Below are 15057 nucleotides of genomic sequence, written 5' to 3' on the forward strand. Positions count from 1 at the left end.
CCGCGGCCCCGCCGCCGGTCAGGCCTCGGCGTGCCGGGTCAGGAAGGCGCCGACGCGCGGGGAGCGCTGGTGGGGGACCAGGGTGCGGGCCGTGCCCGAGAGCATCGAGCGGATCCGGGTCGACTGGACCTCGGAGAGCAGGTCCAGCACCCGCCCGCCCGCCCAGGCGGCCTCGTCGGGGGCGCCCGCCCGCGCCAGGTCCTCGGCCAGTTCCGCCGTGTAGAGGGCGACGTTCCGCGCGAAGTGGGGGTCCTGGAGGTCGGCCGCCCGCCGGGCGTGGCGTGCCGCGCGGGCGTGCTCCCCGAGCGCCGCCCAGCAGCGGGACTCCAGCGATTCCAGCTCGGCCTCGCCGAAGAAGGACATCCACTCCGGGTCGGCGCCCGACGCGCCCCGCGCGAACTCCGTGTGCGCCCGCGCCAGCGCCTCCTCGCAGGCCCTGCGGTCCGCGAGCCCCGACCAGCCGCCCGCCTCCCTCAGGGCCAGCAGCGACAGCAGCCGGGGGGAGCCCAGCGAGCGGGCCGCGCGCCGGCCCGCCTGGGCGGCCCGTACCGACTCGCGGGGGCGCCCGCAGTCCCGGGCCAGGAAGGCCATGTTGCTGAAGGCGTGCGCCTCCAGGGCCGCGTCCCCCGACACCCGGGCGGTGGCCAGGGCCTCCGCGTAGTGCGAGCGGGCGTCCTCGAAGCGGCCCGAGTCGTGCGCCAGCCATCCCACCGAGACGGCCAGCTCCCCGGCCCCGGCGTGCAGCCGGTCCTCGGTGGACTGGCGGGTGGCCCCCGCGTCCAGCAGTGCGTAGGCGGTCCGCAGGGGCTCCGCCGCCCGCCGGTAGAGGGCGTCCGCCCCGTGCCGGTCGTCCAGCAGCCGGATCTGGCGTACGGCGTCCTCGACGGCGGCGGCCTCGGCCTCGCCCGCGCGGGTGGGGATCCGGCGGGTGTCGCCGAGCAGGGTGAGGCTGAGCGTCGCGGCCGCCACGGTCGCGGAGCCGCCCGCCATGAACGCGCGACGCAGCACGTCGCTCTCCTTGGAACGGTGGACGATGGGGGCGAGGACGGCAGGCTCGGGCACGGCGCGCTGCGCGGAGCGGCCGCGCACCGCCTCGCGCGGGGAGAAGCCGAGGTCGGCCAGGGTGCAGCCGGGGAACATGTGGAGGAAGACGCGCTCGTAGGCGTAGTTGGGGCAGCGGATCTCGCCGGATTCGACCCGGCCGATGTAACGGGCGTCGCAGGAAACCGTTTCGCCGATCTCCCGTGCGGCCCGGCGCACCAGGGCCGCGAACTCGGCGGGGGAGTGCTGCCCGCGCAGCCGCCGGAAGGAGGAGTTGGGTGAGTGGGGGGACGCCGCCATGGACGTGGCCTCTCTGGACAATCTCAGGTGATCCCGGTGGATCCCTGTCGATCTCGCCCCGGAGCGCGGCTCCGGCGCGCATGAAAGTACCGCCGCCGGGGGCCTGTTCATGCGGTGTTTGGCTACAAAACGGATATCTCACCCGCGATCCGCCATGAACTGCCATCCTTTGCGGCGTCTTGCCGCCGCACCCGTTGACGCCGCCGTGCGTTGAACCCATGCGGATACGGATCGAGGAGGGGTTCCCCTTGGTGGAGGCCGGCATGGACAGCACTGCAACGGACACCGCGCACGAGCCCGGCGCGACCCCCCTGCTCCCGGTCCCGGTTCCGGCCGCGGCCCCGGACCTGGTGACCGTGCCCACCCGGCAGGGCCTGGAAGCGGTGGACATCATCCGCCGCGGCGCCGGCCGCTCCGCCCCCGGTACGGGCCCCTGCGCCCCGGGTGTCGGCCCGGTGCTCCACGACGGCTCCGACGACACCCTCGGCTTCCTCGTGCCGCCCGGCACCGCCGACGCGTGGGACCTGCCCGGCAGCGCCTGTACGCAGACCAACGGGCGCGGCATCCGCTTCGGCGACGCCGTCTCGCCGACCTCCGGCGGCACCGGCTGGCTGCTGCCCCCCGACGCCGTGGGCCCGGTCACCGACCCCGAGGTGCTGCGCGCCGCGCTCGGCGAGGCGGCCCGGCTGATCGAGGCGGCGGACAACTGCCGCTGACGCGCCCGAGGTCCTGACCAGCCATAATGGAGGGGTGGCAGGCAAGAGCAAGGGTGGCAGGAGCGGTGGCGGCGCTCCCCGGGGCGGTACTCCCCGGGGCGGCGGCGGGGCGGTCGCCGGGCCGGTGGCGGGGCAGGTGGCCGGCGGGCTGGCGGAGCTGACCCCCGACCGCGAGCGCTCCCGTGCCTGGACCCTGCTGATCGACGGGGCCCCGCAGTCCCACGTCGACCTCGACGACCCCGGTCACCTGGACTTCTCCTACCAGCGCCGGATCGGCCACCTCATCGACCTGATCGCCCCCGCCCGGCAGCCCCTGAACGTGGTGCACCTGGGCGGCGGCGCCTTCACCCTGGCCCGCTACACCGCGGCCGCCCGCCCCCGCTCCACGCAGCAGGTGGTGGAGATCGACGGGGCCCTGGTGGCCTTCGTACGGGAACACCTGCCGCTGGACCCGCAGGCACGGATCCGCGTACGGGCCGTGGACGCGCGGGCGGGACTGGCGAAGGTGCCGGACGGCTGGGCGGACCTGGTCATCGCGGACGTGTTCGGCGGGGCCCGCACCCCGGCGCACCTGACCAGCGCCGAGTTCCTCGACGACGTACGACGGGCACTGAAGCCCACCGGCTGGTACGTGGCCAACCTCGCGGACGGCCCGCCGCTGGCCCACCTGCGGGGCCAGATCGCCACCGCCGCCTCCCGGTTCAGTGAGCTGGCGCTCGCGGCGGACCCGGTGGTGTGGCGGGGGAAACGTTTCGGCAACGCGGTGCTCGTCGCCGCCGACCGGGAGCTGCCCGTGGCGGAGTTCACCCGGCGGGTGGCGAGCGACCCGCACCCCGGCCGGGTCGAGCACGGCCGGGCCCTGGCCGACTTCACCGGCGGGGCGGCCCCGGTGGCGGACGCCTCGGCGGTGGCCTCGCCGGAGCCCCCGCCGTCGGTGTTCCGCTAGGCCGGGGGCGGGTAGGGGGCGGGTAGAGGGAGCGGGCCGGCGGCGGTCCCGGTGGCCTCAGCGGCCCCCAGCGGCCCTGGTGGCCTCAGGGGCCCCGGTTGCCCCGGTGACTTCAGTGGCCTCAGTGGCCTCAGTGGCCTCAGGGGTCGACGATCTCCACCGTCGGCGGGTGGTCGTGCCAGGTGCAGAACACCGACACCTCGCGGCCGTCGCGGGTGAAGGTGACCCGGATCCAGAAGTCCTGCTTCCACACCTGCATCCGCCAGCCCGCCTCCGGCGTCGCCGAGACCAGGCCGGCCGCGGAGGCGCCGAGGTCGAAGACGACCCGCCCGCCGGAGACCGAGTAGCCCTTCACCGTGCCGGAAGCGGAATCCCCCTCGTCCGTCTCGCGGTAAGGGCGTTGCCCGGCCGGCGGCGCGGGCTTCGACTTCGACGGCGCGGCCGACGAGGGGTCGGCCGAGGGGGACGCCGAGGCCGGGGCCGGGGCCGACGCGGAGGTGGAAACGGAGGAGGACGGGGAGGCCGTCGGCCCCTGAGTGGAGGACGACAGCGGTGACCCGGTCAGGGGCTGCGTCGTCAACGGCACGGCGAGCGGCGGATCGTAGGCCGTCCCGGACATGACCGTGTGCACGCCCCACCACGACAGGGTCACGGCGGCCGCGGTCGCCAGTACCCACGCCAGGGCGTGTACAAGTCCTCGTCGCATCAGGGCACATACTGCACCACCCACCACAGAGGTGGCCCGGCACCTCCCCGGGTCCCCCGAATGGACTACGGTGCCGCCATGGCAAGTGTGCTCGTGGTCGAGGACGACCAGTTCGTGCGTTCCGCCCTGATCCGGCACCTGACCGAGGCCTCCCACACCGTGCGGAGCGTCGGCACGGCCCTGGAGGCCCTGCGCGAAGTCGCCCACCACCGCTTCGACGTGGTCATCCTCGACCTCGGCCTGCCCGACCTCGACGGCTCCGAGGCGCTGAAGATGCTGCGCGGCATCACCGACGTGCCCGTCATCATCGCCACCGCCCGCGACGACGAGGCCGAGATCGTCCGGCTGCTCAACGACGGCGCCGACGACTACCTGACCAAACCGTTCTCCGTCGAGCACCTCTCCGCCCGGATGGCCGCCGTGCTGCGCCGCTCCCAGGCCGCCGCCGCCGAACCGCCCTCCCGCGTCCTGCGCGTCGGCGGACTCGCCATCGACCCGCTGCGCCGCCAGGCCGAACTCGACGGCTCCGTACTCGACCTCACCCGACGGGAGTTCGACCTGCTGGCCTTCCTCGCGGGCCGCCCCGGGGTGGTCGTGTCCCGGCGCGAGCTGCTCGCCGAGGTGTGGCAGCAGTCGTACGGGGACGACCAGACCATCGACGTGCACCTGTCCTGGCTGCGCCGCAAACTCGGCGAGACCGCCGCACGACCCCGCTACCTGCACACGCTGCGCGGGGTCGGGGTGAAGCTGGAGCCGCCGCTGTGAGCCGGTTCCGATGAGATGGGCCCTGGTCAAGGTGTGCCTCGCGGTCACCACCATGGTGGTCCTGGCCTTCGCCGTACCCCTGGGACTGGTGGTGCGGGAGATGGCCAGCGACCGGGCCTTCTCCAACGCCGAGCGGCAGGCCGCCACCATGGGGCCGACCCTGTCCATCACCACCGACCCCGTCCAACTGCGCAAGGCCGTCGAGTCCACGCAGATGGGCGCCGCCCGCCGGATGGCCGTCCACGTCCCCGCCATCGGCGGCGCCGCCCCCGTGGACATCGGCGAAGGCTGGGCGGGTGCCCGCGCCGTGGCCGAGACCCGCAGCCTCGGCCGTGCGACCACCGCCCGGGTGACCGGAGGGGGTTCCGCCCTGCTCCAGCCGACCGCCCTGGGCTCCGGCGACATCGCCGTCATCGAGATCCTGGTCCCGGAGAGCGAGGTCAGCAACGGCGTCACCACCGCCTGGCTGGTCCTCGCCGGGGTCGGGCTCGCGCTGGTCGTGGGCTCCGTCGCGGTCGCCGACCGGCTCGGCGCCCGCCTCGTGCGGCCCGCCGAACGGCTCGCCGACGCCGCCCACCAGCTGGGCGACGGACGGCTCGGGGCGCGGGTCCCCGAGGACGGCCCCAAGGAACTGCGCTCGGCGGCCGTCGCGTTCAACGCCATGGCCGACCAGGTCGTGGAACTCCTCGCCAACGAGCGGGAACTGGCCGCCGACCTCTCGCACCGGCTGCGCACCCCCCTGACGGTCCTCCGGCTCAACGCCGCCTCGCTCGGCGACGGCCCGGCCGCCGAACACACCCGGGCGGCCGTGGAGCAGCTGGAGCGGGAGGTCGACACGATCATCCGTACGGCCCGCGAACAGCGCCCCGCCACCCAGGCGGCCGGTTCGGCGGGCGCAGGCTGCGACGCCTCCGAGGTGATCCGCGACCGGATGGCCTTCTGGTCGGCGCTGGCCGAGGACGAGGGCCGCGAGGTCCGGCTGGCGGGCGTGGACCGTACCGTACGCATCCCCGTGGCCCGTCCGGAGCTCGCCGCGGCCCTCGACGCCCTGCTCGGCAACGTCTTCCGGCACACCCCCGAGGGCACCCCCTTCGCGGTGGACGTGCACGACGCCGGTGACGCCGTCATCGTCCTCGTCTCCGACGCCGGACCCGGCATCGCCGACCCGGACGCCGCCCTGCGGCGCGGCAACGACGGCCGCCGCGACGGCTCCACCGGCCTCGGCCTCGACATCGCCCGGCGGGTCGCGGAGTCCACCGGCGGTGACGTCCGGCTGGGGCGCTCCGTACTGGGCGGCACCGAGGTCCGGATCTGGATCGCCCTCGACGGCCGGGCCCGGGGCGACGGCCGCGGACCCGGCGTCCGGCGTGGCCGGCGCAAGCGGCGGGGCAACTGACCGACCCCGGGGGCGCGCCGCGCTCCCGCCCCCGGCCTGAGCCACTGACCGTGGCCGCGCCGAGCGGCCCGTGCCGGACGGGCGGACGGGTGGACGCGCGGACGGGCGGACGGGTGGACCAATGGCGGGTGGGCGGGTGGCGGGTGGGCGGTTGGAATACCGTACGGGCCGGGCGAGTTGAGGCCGCCGGGTGCGCGGGTGCGTCCCCGGGCGGGTCCCGTCCGCTCGCCCCACGTGCTGAAGCCCTCGCCTGATTGGAAACCGCATGCGTTACGCAATCCTCGGCACCGGCGTCGTCGGCCGGACGGTCGCCGCCCGGCTCGACTCCCTGGGCCACGAGGTGGTCATCGGCACCCGCGACCCCGGGGCCACCCTGGCCCGCGCCGAGTACGCCGCCTGGCAGGAGGCGCATCCGAGGATCTCCCTCGCGGACTTCCCCGAGGCAGCCCGGCAGGGCGACACGCTCGTCAACGCCACCGGCGGGAAGGTGAGCGTCGCCGCCCTGACGGAGGCCGAAGCCGCGCACCTGGACGGCAAGATCCTGATCGACATCGCGAACCCGCTGGACTTCTCGAAGGGCTTCCCGCCGAGCCTGGACCCCGTCGACACCGACAGCCTGGGCGAACTGATCCAGCGGACGTTCCCGCGGCTGCGGGTGGTCAAGACCCTGAACACCATGAACTGCGAGATCATGGTCGACCCGGCCCGGGTGAAGGGCGACCACACCGTCTTCCTCTCCGGCGAGGACGCCGACGCGAAGAAGACCGTGCACGCCCTCCTCTCCTCCTTCGGGTGGCCGGACCGTTCGATCCTCGACCTCGGCGGCATCGAGACCGCCCGCGGTACCGAGATGCTCCTGCCGATCTGGCTCCGGCTGATGGGAGCCCTGGGGCACTCGGAGTTCAACTTCCACATCCAGGGAGCCTGACCCGGCGCGCCCCGGTCCGGCCCCGTGGGCGGGGTCTTCCCGGAGTCGGGGAGGCCTCGCCCGGACGGGGGTGCAGATGTTGCCGGGCCCCCCGCCCGCCCGGAACGTGGGGGTGACGGAAGGAGTCACCCCATGAGAGTCATGCTCAGGGCCCATATGGACACGGCCGCCACCAACGAGGGCATCAAGACCGGTGCTCTCCAGCAGGCGATGAAGAAGCTGATGGAGGCCGTCGAGCCGGAGGCGGCCTACTTCGGGCTGCACGAGGGCGTGCGGTCCTGCTGGATGGTTTTCGACCTCCAGGACAGCTCGCGCCTGCCGGCGCTGCTCGACGACCTCTTCACGCAGTTCAACGCCGAGATCGAGGTCGGTCCGGTCATGAACGCCGAGGACCTGGCGAAGGGGCTGGCGGCGGTCGGGGCGAGGTCTTAGGGGGATCGGCGGGGGGCGGCTCGGCTGGTGGCATCGGGGTGACGCGGCGGCGTGGTCGTCGTGGGTGTTGATGTGGGCGTGGGCGTGGGCGTGAGTGCGGGTGCCGGTGTCGCCGGAGCGGACCCGCCCCGAAGCCGCCGCCGCCGACGCGGCTGCAGCCCGGCCCCGCCCGGCACGACACGTCGAGGGCGGTCCGGTGCCGGTACGCCGAGGCCGCCCGGCCCGGTCCCGGGCAGGACGCACGAGGCGCCCCGGAGCCGCGAAGCCCGAGCAGCGGCAGGGTGAACACCGTCCGGCTGCCGATCGTCCACCGCGGCCGACCGGCGAACCGGCGGGAGCGCTGGCCCCCGTATCGGCCGCGCTCCAGGTGGCCCTTGCGGTACGGCCATGGCGAACGGCGGGTCCGGCCCCCCGACCACAGCCGTACGTGTACCGGGCCGCCCGCGCCCGCGCCGGCGGCCCGACCCGAGCACGGTGAGCCTGGCGGCGACCGTGAGGCCCGTCCGTGGCCGACGGCAGCCCGCGGAGCACGGCGGCGACCAGGGCGGCCGGTACGGGGGCGCCGGCGCCGTGGGCGGCGGGCGACGCCGGACGGGGACCGCGCCGGACGTGAGCAGGCCGATTACCGGGCCGCCCTCCGGAAGACCCGTTCGCGGCGCGGTCAGGCGTGGTCCTCGGCGCGCAGCCGCTGCGTCTGGGCCCGTCCGACCTCGGCGGCCCGGTGGAGGTAGTCGGCGATGACCGTCAGCTCGGCATCCGAGTAGCCGTCCAGTACGGCACCGAAGGCGCGGCCCGGGACGTCCCAGGCCGCGCCGATGCGTTCGCGGGCGGCGGGCGCGAGGACGACGAGGGAGCGCCGCCGGTCCTCGGGGTCGGCCCGGCGTTCGACGACCCCGGCCTTCACCAGGCGGTCGACGAGGCGGGTGGCGGAGCCCGAGGTCAGGCCGGTGAGGCGGGCGATGTCGCCGGTGGAGACGGGGCCGGGCTCCGTGTCGAGGAGGGCCACGCACTGCATGTCCGTGGGGTGCAGGCCGACGTGGTCGGCCATGGCCTGGGCGAAGAGGGAGTAGTCGGCGTAGTGCCGCTGGCTCTCGGTGACGATGCGCGCCATCAGCTCGGCGCGGCTCCACTCACCCGAACGGGGGGAATCGGTTGACATCGGCTTCTCCATGCCTGAGATTTATCTGTGTCACGCAGTGAATGTGTGACGCAGAATCTGCACCACGTAACTCTTGCTCACCCTACCCGGGCCCGAAGGCCGTGGCGCCGGCTGCGACAGCGATACGCACGACGACCACCTGACGAACGCATGACGACACGCATGACGACACGTACGGCAATACGGGCAGCACCACGGACCTGCGATCGCAACGACAGCAACAACCCCCATGAATCAGGAGTCCCACCATGTCCCTCCTCGTCACCGGCGGCCGCGGCGCCGTCGCCCGCCACCTCGGCGGCCTCCTTTCGGCCCGCGGGATTTCCCACCGCGTCGGCTCGCGGGAGCGGGACACCCCCGGCGCCGTGCACTGCGACCTCTCCGACCCCGCCACCTTTCCCGCCGCCCTGGCCGGAATCCGGTCCGTCTTCCTCTACGCCGAGGCCTCCGCCGCCGAAGCCTTCGTCGAGGAGGCGGTCTCCGCCGGGGTGGAGCACGTGGTCCTGCTGTCCTCCTCCTCGGTGCTCGGTCCGGATCCGGCCGGGAGTCCGCTGTCGGCCGGACACCTCGCCGTCGAGCAGGCCCTCCTCGCGTCCCCGCTGCGCAGCACCCTGCTGCGGCCCGGCTCCTTCGCGAGCAACGCCATCGGCTGGTCCTGGGCACTGAAGTCCGGCCGCCCGGTCCACCTGCCCTACCCGGGCTCCTACGCCGACCCCGTCCACGAGGCCGACATCGCCGAAGCCGCCCTCGCCGTCCTGACCGACCCGGCCCTCGGCGGCCGCGCCCACACCCTGACCGGCCCGCAGGCGCTGACCTTCACCGCGCAGCTCGCCATACTCGGCTCCGTCCTCGGCCGGCCCGTGCCCTTCACCGCCGTCACCCCCGAGGAGTGGAAGGCCGAGGTGGAGGGTTATATACCCGGCCCGTACGCCGACGCCCTCCTCGGCTTCTGGGCCGCCTCCGACGGCCTGCCCGTCCCGGTCACCGATGCCGTCGAGCGGCTCACGGGGCATCCCGCCCGTTCCTTCGAGACCTGGGCCCGGGACCACGCCGAGGCCTTCGGGGGCTGAGCGGTACCGACCGCCTTCCAGGGGCGCCGGCGGGCAGGCCGGGAGTAGATTCGCAGCCTGGAGGCAGCGATGAAGGCTCACGGGCGCAGCGGGGGCCGGCCGACGTTGGAGGAGGTCGCACTCCGGGCCGGGGTCGGGCGCGGCACCGTCTCGCGGGTGGTCAACGGCTTGCCCGGGGTCAGTGCGCGGACCAGGGCCGCCGTCGAGGCCGCCGTCGCCGAGCTGGGTTACGTACCCCACCGGGCCGCCCGGGCGCTGGCCGCCGACCGTGCCGACGCCGTCGCCCTGGTCGTTCCCGACCCGGAGGCGCCCCTCTTTCCCGGCGGCTCCTTCATCGAGGTCGTGCGCGGGGTCGGCGCCGTCCTGGCCGACACCGACGTGCAGCTGGTGCTGGCCCTGGCGGGCGGCGAGCGGGAGCGCCGCCGTCTGGAAGGGTTCCTCTCCGGGCGGCGGGTCGACGGGGTGCTGCTGGTGGGGCTGGGCTCCGGGGATCCGCTGGCGGAGCTGGCGACACGGCTGGGCATCCCGGCGGTGCTCGGTGGGCGCCGCTCGGCCGCCGAGACGCTGCCGAGCGTGGACTGCGACGACCGGGAGGGCGCCGCCGCGGCCGTGCGCCACCTCCTGGAGCGGGGCAGGCGGGCGATAGCGGCGATCACCGGGCCGCTCGACGCGTACGGGGACCGGTGCCGACTGGAGGGCTACCGGCAGGCCCTGGCGGCGGCGGGGCGCCCCGTGGACGAGCTGCTGATCTCGGCGGGGAACCCCACCGCGGAGGGCGGCCGGCGGGCCGTGCGCGAACTGCTGGAGCGCCGCCCCGAGCTGGACGCCGTCCTCGCCGCCTCCGACCCGCTGGCGGCCGGGGCGCTGGCCGGGCTGCGCGCGGCCGGCCGTCGGATACCGGGCGACGTGGCGCTGGTCGGCTTCGGCGACTCCGCGACGGCCCGGTACCTGGATCCGGCGCTGACCAGCGTCCGGCAGCCCGGGGAGGAGATGGGCCGGGCCATGGCGCGGCTGCTGCTGGAGCGGATCGCGGGCGGCCGGGGGGCGCCGGGAGCGCCGGGGGAGGGGTCGGTGGTACTGCCGACGCAGCTGGTGGTCCGCGGGTCCTCGTAGGGCGTTCCGGGGGCGGGGAGGGGAATGCAGAAGGCCCCGGTCCGCTTCCGCGTACCGGGGCCTTCCCGCAGGGTGAGTGACGGGACTTGAACCCGCGGCCACCTGGACCACAACCAGGTGCTCTACCAACTGAGCTACACCCACCATGTCCGGTCGCAGAACGACCGGCCGAAGAAAAGGGTACAGGGTCCGGGAGGGTGCTCGCTCCACCCTTTTCCCGCACCCCTCTCCGGGGGGTCCTACTCGCCCGCCACCACGTGCTTGGCGGCGATGGTGCGGGCGGTGTCCGAGTCGGGTCCGGGCTGTGGCACGAAGACCGCCTCCCGGTAGTAGCGCAGCTCGGCGATGGACTCCTTGATGTCCGCGAGCGCCCGGTGGTTGCCGTTCTTCGGCGGGCTGTTGAAGTACGCCCGCGGGTACCAGCGGCGCGCCAGCTCCTTGACCGAGGACACGTCCACGATCCGGTAGTGCAGGTAGCCCTCCAGCGCGGCCATGTCGCGCAGCAGGAATCCGCGGTCGGTGCCGACCGAGTTGCCGCACAGCGGCGCCTTGCGCGGCTCCTTGACGTGCTCGCGCACGTACGCGAGGACCTGGGCCTCGGCGTCGGCCAGGGTGGTGCCGGCGGCCAGCTCGTCGAGCAGACCGGAGGCGGTGTGCATCTCGCGCACCACGTCCGGCATGGTCTCCAGGGCCCGGTCCGGCGGGCGGATCACGATGTCCACGCCTTCGCCGAGCACGTTGAGTTCCGAGTCGGTGACCAGTGCGGCCACCTCGATAAGTGCGTCGTCCGTCAACGAGAGCCCGGTCATCTCGCAGTCGATCCACACCATGCGATCGTTCATGCGCCCCACCTTATGCCGAAGGTCCCCCACATTGGTGCTCGGCCGATGTGGGGGACCTTCGTCAGGCGATGCCGGGAGTGGCCGCTACGCGTGCTCGCGCAGGACCCGTCCCGGGGAGTACAGCTCCGTCACGCTCGGACCGGAGGCGGCCAGGGCCGCCGCCGCCCGCTGGGGCTGCGGCGTGCGCTGGTGCGGCAGCGGACCGCCCGAGAGCTCGGACACCGGGGACACGTCGGCCTGCGGCCGGCGCGCACGGTAGGCGGAGCGGTAGGCGGCCGGGGAGGATCCCAGCTGCCGGCGGAAGTGCCCGCGCAGCGCGACGGGGGAACGGAACCCGCAGCGTCCGGCGACCTCGTCGACCGAGTAGTCGGAGGTCTCCAGCAGCCGCTGTGCCTGGAGCACCCGCTGGGTGATCAGCCACTGGAGCGGAGCGCTGCCGGTGAGCGAGCGGAACCGCCGGTCGAAGGTGCGCCTGCTCATGTAGGCGCGGGCGGCCAGCGTCTCCACGTCGAACTGCTCGTGGAGGTGTTCCAGGGCCCAGGCGACGACCTCGGCGAGCGGGTCGGCGCCGATCTCCTCGGGCAGCGACCGGTCGAGGTAGCGCTCCTGGCCTCCCGTGCGGCGCGGCGGGACGACGAGCCGGCGGGCCAGTGCCCCGGCCGCCTCGCTGCCGTGGTCCGTGCGCACGATGTGCAGGCACAGGTCGATTCCGGCCGCGGTGCCCGCGGACGTCAGCACGTCGCCGTCGTCGACGAACAGCTCGCGCGGGTCGACGTGGACGGACGGGTAGCGCTTGGCCAGCGTCGGCGCGTACATCCAGTGCGTCGTCGCGGGCCGGCCGTCCAGCAGCCCGGCGGCGGCGAGCACGAACGCTCCCGTGCACAGGCCGACGATCCGGGCCCCCTCCTCGTGCGCCAGACGCAGGGCGTCCAGGGCCTCCGGCGGCGGCGGTGAAGTGATGGAGCGCCAGGCCGGAACGACGACCGTGCCTGCCCGGGCGATCGCCTCCAACCCGTACGGCGCGGTCAGTTCGAGTCCGCCGGTGGTCCGCAGCGGACCGTCCTCCCCGGCGCACACGAGCAGTCGATAGCGTGGAACTCCCGCGTCCTGCCGGTCGATGCCGAACACGGAAAGTGGAATGGAACTCTCGAAGATCGGCCCGCCGCTGAACAGCAGCACGGCGACGATCTCCCTGCGGCGACGCCCCGCGAGCTTCCGGCCCGCGTCGGCGACGACTGCGGCGGTGGAATCCTGGCTCATGGCGCTAAGCCCCCCTTGGGTGTCGCGACTCCTTGGTCTGGTCGCACCTGCACGTTTCCCCTCGGCCTTGCACGTGGATCCCCCGCCGTAAATACATGATCGAATCTACTGCGTCCCGTGGTGTCGGCGTGACAAGTTCAGCACGGAGCGCTATGTCGACTTGGCAACTTGGCGAAAAGCATTCGATCAGGAAGCGTTCCACTCCGCTACCCGGGTGGGAAGCTCGCTGTCCGGCCATGGCCAGTACCCGTAGGGCCTCAGCGCCCCCCGAGGCTTGTAGTCGCTGGTGGTAGGGGGGTTGGGGGGACATTCCGGCAAGGGGGGCACACGGTCGGGAAGTTGGCTGAAAACAAGCGGGTGTGTACGTGCGAACCGGTCAGTCGTGAGGGGAGAGGGCGCCGGAACCGTGGCAACCGCGGTGCGAACCGGCCCCGCTGCGGGAGTGCCGGCCCCGGTGGCCCAGCGGAAGCGGATCCTCCGAACGCACCCGCGCGGCGGCCCGTTCCGTCTTCTCCGAGTGCCTCAGCAGCACCCGGCAGGCGGCGGTGACGGCGGCCAGCCCCAGCGTCGCCACGGCGGCCCCGCCGTAGGAGGTGCCGTAGACGACCAGCACGACGGGAACGAGGAGGCAGCTGAAGGCGGCCCAGCGCACCACGTCACCCGCCGGGTCGTCAGGGGCGCGCCCGGCGGACCGCACGGACGGGTGAAGAACGGAGGGCGCGTGAGGCCCGGCTGCGGAGTGGGGGGACGGGAGGGACTGCGTCGGCGGAGCGGGCTGGACGGGCTGGACGGGGTGAACCGGATGGCCGGGCACGGCGTACTCCCTGCGGGCTCTTCCTGGACGGTCGGACGTCTGTCCAACGCCCCGGTGCGCGGCTCGGTCACTGCGCGCACGGGTGGCGCGCGGGCCTCTCGTCACTGGCTGTAGGGGACAGTCGCCATTGCCAAGGCGCCGTCGCTCCGGCATGCTCCCTGGGACGCTCTCCAAGGGCGGCATGCCCTGTGCAGGACAGGAGTGTCGCCGTACCCTGGTGGGTAAGGGCTTGGGAAGATGCTTCCCGGACAGAGCTCCGTCACCCTGCGTCGTCAAAAACCCGCGTCGTCAAAAACCTGCGTCGTCACACACCTGCGTCGTCGAAATCGCCCCTGTCGCTTCCCCCGAGGACTCTTCACCGAGACACCCATGGCCGGTCACGAATTCTCCGAACCCGCGGACCGCAAGCGCAAACCCCTCGCCGATTCCGTATCGAGCGACCTGCGCGCGGTGGAACAGACCCGACTCCCCTGCGACCCGGCCTTCCGGCACGGCGTGGTGGTGGGCTTCGACGGCTCCATGTCCAGTGAGCGAGCCCTCGCGTACGCGATCGGAATGGCCCGGCGCTCGGGCTCCGGTCTGATCATCGTGCACGTGGCCAACCGCCTCCCCACCACCGTGTGGGCGGGCTGCGAGCCACCCGTCTTCGTGGACGTGCCGGACCACCGCACCGAGGTGCTGGGGCTGGAGCTGGCCTGCGCCGACTACCTGTCCGAGGTGCCGTGGATCCTGGTCGAGCGCGGCGGGGACATCTGCCACGAGCTGGAGGAGGTCGGCCGGGAGTACTCGGCCGACGCCATCGTGGTCGGCTCCACGCACGGGATCGTCGGCCGGATCTTCGGCTCGGTGGCGGGCCGGCTGGCCAAGCGGGCGCAGCGACCCGTCGTTGTCATTCCGTAACCCTCTGTACGTCGGTTGTGCGGTTGTGAACCCCCTTGTAAAGGGTAGATAAATGCTGCTGGGACGCAGCAAACAACTGCAGATCGAAGGGAGCCCGCCGTGGACAACGGTGTCTCTGCGGGAAGCACGGCCTCGACTTCGACCCTGGGGAACATCGCCCTGGGGCTCACCCTTCTCGCGTTCGGTATCGGCCACACGGGCGTCGTCAGCGGCGTGACCGTGGCCGACTCCGTGTCGCTCGCCATGTACGTCGGCGGTCTCGCCCTGTTCGTCCTCGGACTCCTCGAATTCCGGGGCGGCAACGGCTTCAACGGCACGGCGTTCGCGGGCCTCGGCGCCTTCTGGTTCACCTGGGCCGGCGGCGCCGACGGAAAGGTTTCGCCGCACGCGGCCGGCCTGTTCCTCGCCCTGTTCGCCCTGCTCGCGCTGACGCTCACCGTGAGCGCGGCGAGCGGACTGTTCGGCCAGGGCGTCTACGCCCTGCTCACCCTCTCCCTGGTGCTCCTCGCGATAGGCGCCTTCGCCGGCGGCGACGGGCTCGGCAAGGCGGCGGGCTGGGTGGCGGCGCTCTCCGGGCTGCTGGCCTGGTACGGGGCCACCGCCGCGCTGGCGCACTGGCCGACGGCGCTCGGCAAGGCCTCCGGCAGCGGCGCGGTCGCCGCGGGCTGA

General features: G+C 73.8%; 16 protein-coding genes and 1 tRNA gene. 10 read left to right on the forward strand and 7 right to left on the reverse strand.

Annotated features, from left to right (window positions below; translation table 11 throughout):
* Positions 1–18: 18 nt before the first annotated feature.
* Positions 19–1341 carry a tetratricopeptide repeat protein gene (locus OG295_RS22065; RefSeq protein ID WP_371678428.1) on the reverse strand — a complete coding sequence of 441 codons (1323 nt, stop codon included), beginning with the start codon at positions 1339–1341 and terminating at the stop codon, positions 19–21.
* A 263-nt stretch (positions 1342–1604) separates the two neighbouring features.
* Between OG295_RS22065 and OG295_RS22070 the strand changes: the two genes are divergently transcribed.
* Together OG295_RS22070 and OG295_RS22075 are read left to right on the forward strand one after the other, a co-directional pair.
* Complete coding sequence (locus OG295_RS22070; RefSeq protein ID WP_371678429.1) at positions 1605–2057, forward strand: hypothetical protein; 453 nt, start codon at positions 1605–1607, stop codon at positions 2055–2057.
* Between the two features lie 34 nt (positions 2058–2091).
* Positions 2092–3003 (forward strand): spermidine synthase, encoded by a 912-nt coding sequence (locus OG295_RS22075; protein WP_371678430.1) that lies wholly within the window; start codon positions 2092–2094, stop codon positions 3001–3003.
* Positions 3004–3142: 139 nt separating this feature from the next.
* Here the strand turns inward: OG295_RS22075 and OG295_RS22080 are convergent, their stop codons facing one another.
* On the reverse strand, positions 3143–3709 hold the full coding sequence (locus tag OG295_RS22080) for a hypothetical protein (RefSeq protein ID WP_371678431.1): 567 nt from the start codon (positions 3707–3709) through the stop codon (positions 3143–3145).
* 78 nt (positions 3710–3787) lie between these two features.
* On the opposite strand from OG295_RS22080, the gene OG295_RS22085 reads away from it, so the two are divergent.
* The 4 genes from OG295_RS22085 to OG295_RS22100 all read left to right on the forward strand — a co-directional run bounded on the left by OG295_RS22085 (position 3788) and on the right by OG295_RS22100 (position 7230).
* Complete coding sequence (locus OG295_RS22085; protein ID WP_280915177.1) at positions 3788–4474, forward strand: response regulator transcription factor; 687 nt, start codon at positions 3788–3790, stop codon at positions 4472–4474.
* Between the two features lie 10 nt (positions 4475–4484).
* A complete protein-coding gene (locus OG295_RS22090) occupies positions 4485–5870 on the forward strand; it encodes an ATP-binding protein (RefSeq protein WP_371678432.1) in 1386 nt (461 codons plus the stop codon).
* Positions 5871–6135: 265 nt separating this feature from the next.
* Entirely contained in the window at positions 6136–6798 is a 663-nt protein-coding gene (locus OG295_RS22095) for an NADPH-dependent F420 reductase (RefSeq protein ID WP_371678433.1), read from the forward strand.
* 132 nt (positions 6799–6930) lie between these two features.
* On the forward strand, positions 6931–7230 hold the full coding sequence (locus OG295_RS22100) for a DUF3303 family protein (protein ID WP_371678434.1): 300 nt from the start codon (positions 6931–6933) through the stop codon (positions 7228–7230).
* A 661-nt stretch (positions 7231–7891) separates the two neighbouring features.
* Here the strand turns inward: OG295_RS22100 and OG295_RS22105 are convergent.
* The gene (locus OG295_RS22105) at positions 7892–8389 is read right to left on the reverse strand and encodes a MarR family winged helix-turn-helix transcriptional regulator (protein WP_371678435.1); all 498 of its coding nucleotides are present in this window, start codon (positions 8387–8389) and stop codon (positions 7892–7894) included.
* A gap of 248 nt (positions 8390–8637) precedes the next feature.
* On the opposite strand from OG295_RS22105, the gene OG295_RS22110 reads away from it, so the two are divergent.
* Together OG295_RS22110 and OG295_RS22115 are read left to right on the forward strand one after the other, a co-directional pair.
* The gene (locus OG295_RS22110) at positions 8638–9459 is read left to right on the forward strand and encodes an NAD(P)H-binding protein (protein WP_371678436.1); all 822 of its coding nucleotides are present in this window, start codon (positions 8638–8640) and stop codon (positions 9457–9459) included.
* 69 nt (positions 9460–9528) lie between these two features.
* Positions 9529–10572, forward strand: a complete 1044-nt coding sequence (locus OG295_RS22115; RefSeq protein ID WP_371678437.1) for a LacI family DNA-binding transcriptional regulator — start codon at positions 9529–9531, stop codon at positions 10570–10572.
* Between the two features lie 71 nt (positions 10573–10643).
* Here the strand turns inward: OG295_RS22115 and OG295_RS22120 are convergent.
* The 4 genes from OG295_RS22120 to OG295_RS22135 all read right to left on the reverse strand — a co-directional run bounded on the left by OG295_RS22120 (position 10644) and on the right by OG295_RS22135 (position 13371).
* A tRNA-His gene (locus tag OG295_RS22120) sits at positions 10644–10716 on the reverse strand.
* 95 nt (positions 10717–10811) lie between these two features.
* Positions 10812–11414 carry an oligoribonuclease gene (gene orn / locus OG295_RS22125; RefSeq protein WP_266839171.1) on the reverse strand — a complete coding sequence of 201 codons (603 nt, stop codon included), beginning with the start codon at positions 11412–11414 and terminating at the stop codon, positions 10812–10814.
* A gap of 84 nt (positions 11415–11498) precedes the next feature.
* A complete protein-coding gene (locus tag OG295_RS22130) occupies positions 11499–12674 on the reverse strand; it encodes a helix-turn-helix domain-containing protein (RefSeq protein WP_100660955.1) in 1176 nt (391 codons plus the stop codon).
* Between the two features lie 376 nt (positions 12675–13050).
* Positions 13051–13371: a hypothetical protein gene (locus tag OG295_RS22135; protein WP_371678438.1), complete on the reverse strand. Its 321-nt coding sequence runs from the start codon at positions 13369–13371 to the stop codon at positions 13051–13053.
* A gap of 486 nt (positions 13372–13857) precedes the next feature.
* Between OG295_RS22135 and OG295_RS22140 the strand changes: the two genes are divergently transcribed.
* Both OG295_RS22140 and OG295_RS22145 read left to right on the forward strand, forming a co-directional pair.
* Positions 13858–14388 (forward strand): universal stress protein, encoded by a 531-nt coding sequence (locus OG295_RS22140; protein WP_371678439.1) that lies wholly within the window; start codon positions 13858–13860, stop codon positions 14386–14388.
* 99 nt (positions 14389–14487) lie between these two features.
* Entirely contained in the window at positions 14488–15057 is a 570-nt protein-coding gene (locus OG295_RS22145; protein WP_371678440.1) for a GPR1/FUN34/YaaH family transporter, read from the forward strand.

It is taken from the genome of Streptomyces sp. NBC_01276, assembly GCF_041435355.1.
Lineage (GTDB): Bacteria > Actinomycetota > Actinomycetes > Streptomycetales > Streptomycetaceae > Streptomyces.

What these genes read in the sequence shown, in the direction of transcription:
- OG295_RS22085 (WP_280915177.1), top strand. Translation starts at nt 3,788, where the DNA reads ATGGCAAGTGTGCTCGTGGTCGAGGACGACCAGTTCGTGCGTTCCGCC.
- OG295_RS22065 (WP_371678428.1), bottom strand. Translation starts at nt 1,341, where the DNA reads ATGGCGGCGTCCCCCCACTCACCCAACTCCTCCTTCCGGCGGCTGCGC.
- OG295_RS22115 (WP_371678437.1), top strand. Translation starts at nt 9,529, where the DNA reads ATGAAGGCTCACGGGCGCAGCGGGGGCCGGCCGACGTTGGAGGAGGTC.
- orn (WP_266839171.1), bottom strand. Translation starts at nt 11,414, where the DNA reads ATGAACGATCGCATGGTGTGGATCGACTGCGAGATGACCGGGCTCTCG.
- OG295_RS22130 (WP_100660955.1), bottom strand. Translation starts at nt 12,674, where the DNA reads ATGAGCCAGGATTCCACCGCCGCAGTCGTCGCCGACGCGGGCCGGAAG.
- OG295_RS22110 (WP_371678436.1), top strand. Translation starts at nt 8,638, where the DNA reads ATGTCCCTCCTCGTCACCGGCGGCCGCGGCGCCGTCGCCCGCCACCTC.
- OG295_RS22095 (WP_371678433.1), top strand. Translation starts at nt 6,136, where the DNA reads ATGCGTTACGCAATCCTCGGCACCGGCGTCGTCGGCCGGACGGTCGCC.
- OG295_RS22080 (WP_371678431.1), bottom strand. Translation starts at nt 3,709, where the DNA reads ATGCGACGAGGACTTGTACACGCCCTGGCGTGGGTACTGGCGACCGCG.
- OG295_RS22140 (WP_371678439.1), top strand. Translation starts at nt 13,858, where the DNA reads ATGGCCGGTCACGAATTCTCCGAACCCGCGGACCGCAAGCGCAAACCC.
- OG295_RS22100 (WP_371678434.1), top strand. Translation starts at nt 6,931, where the DNA reads ATGAGAGTCATGCTCAGGGCCCATATGGACACGGCCGCCACCAACGAG.
- OG295_RS22090 (WP_371678432.1), top strand. Translation starts at nt 4,485, where the DNA reads ATGAGATGGGCCCTGGTCAAGGTGTGCCTCGCGGTCACCACCATGGTG.
- OG295_RS22105 (WP_371678435.1), bottom strand. Translation starts at nt 8,389, where the DNA reads ATGTCAACCGATTCCCCCCGTTCGGGTGAGTGGAGCCGCGCCGAGCTG.
- OG295_RS22070 (WP_371678429.1), top strand. Translation starts at nt 1,605, where the DNA reads ATGGACAGCACTGCAACGGACACCGCGCACGAGCCCGGCGCGACCCCC.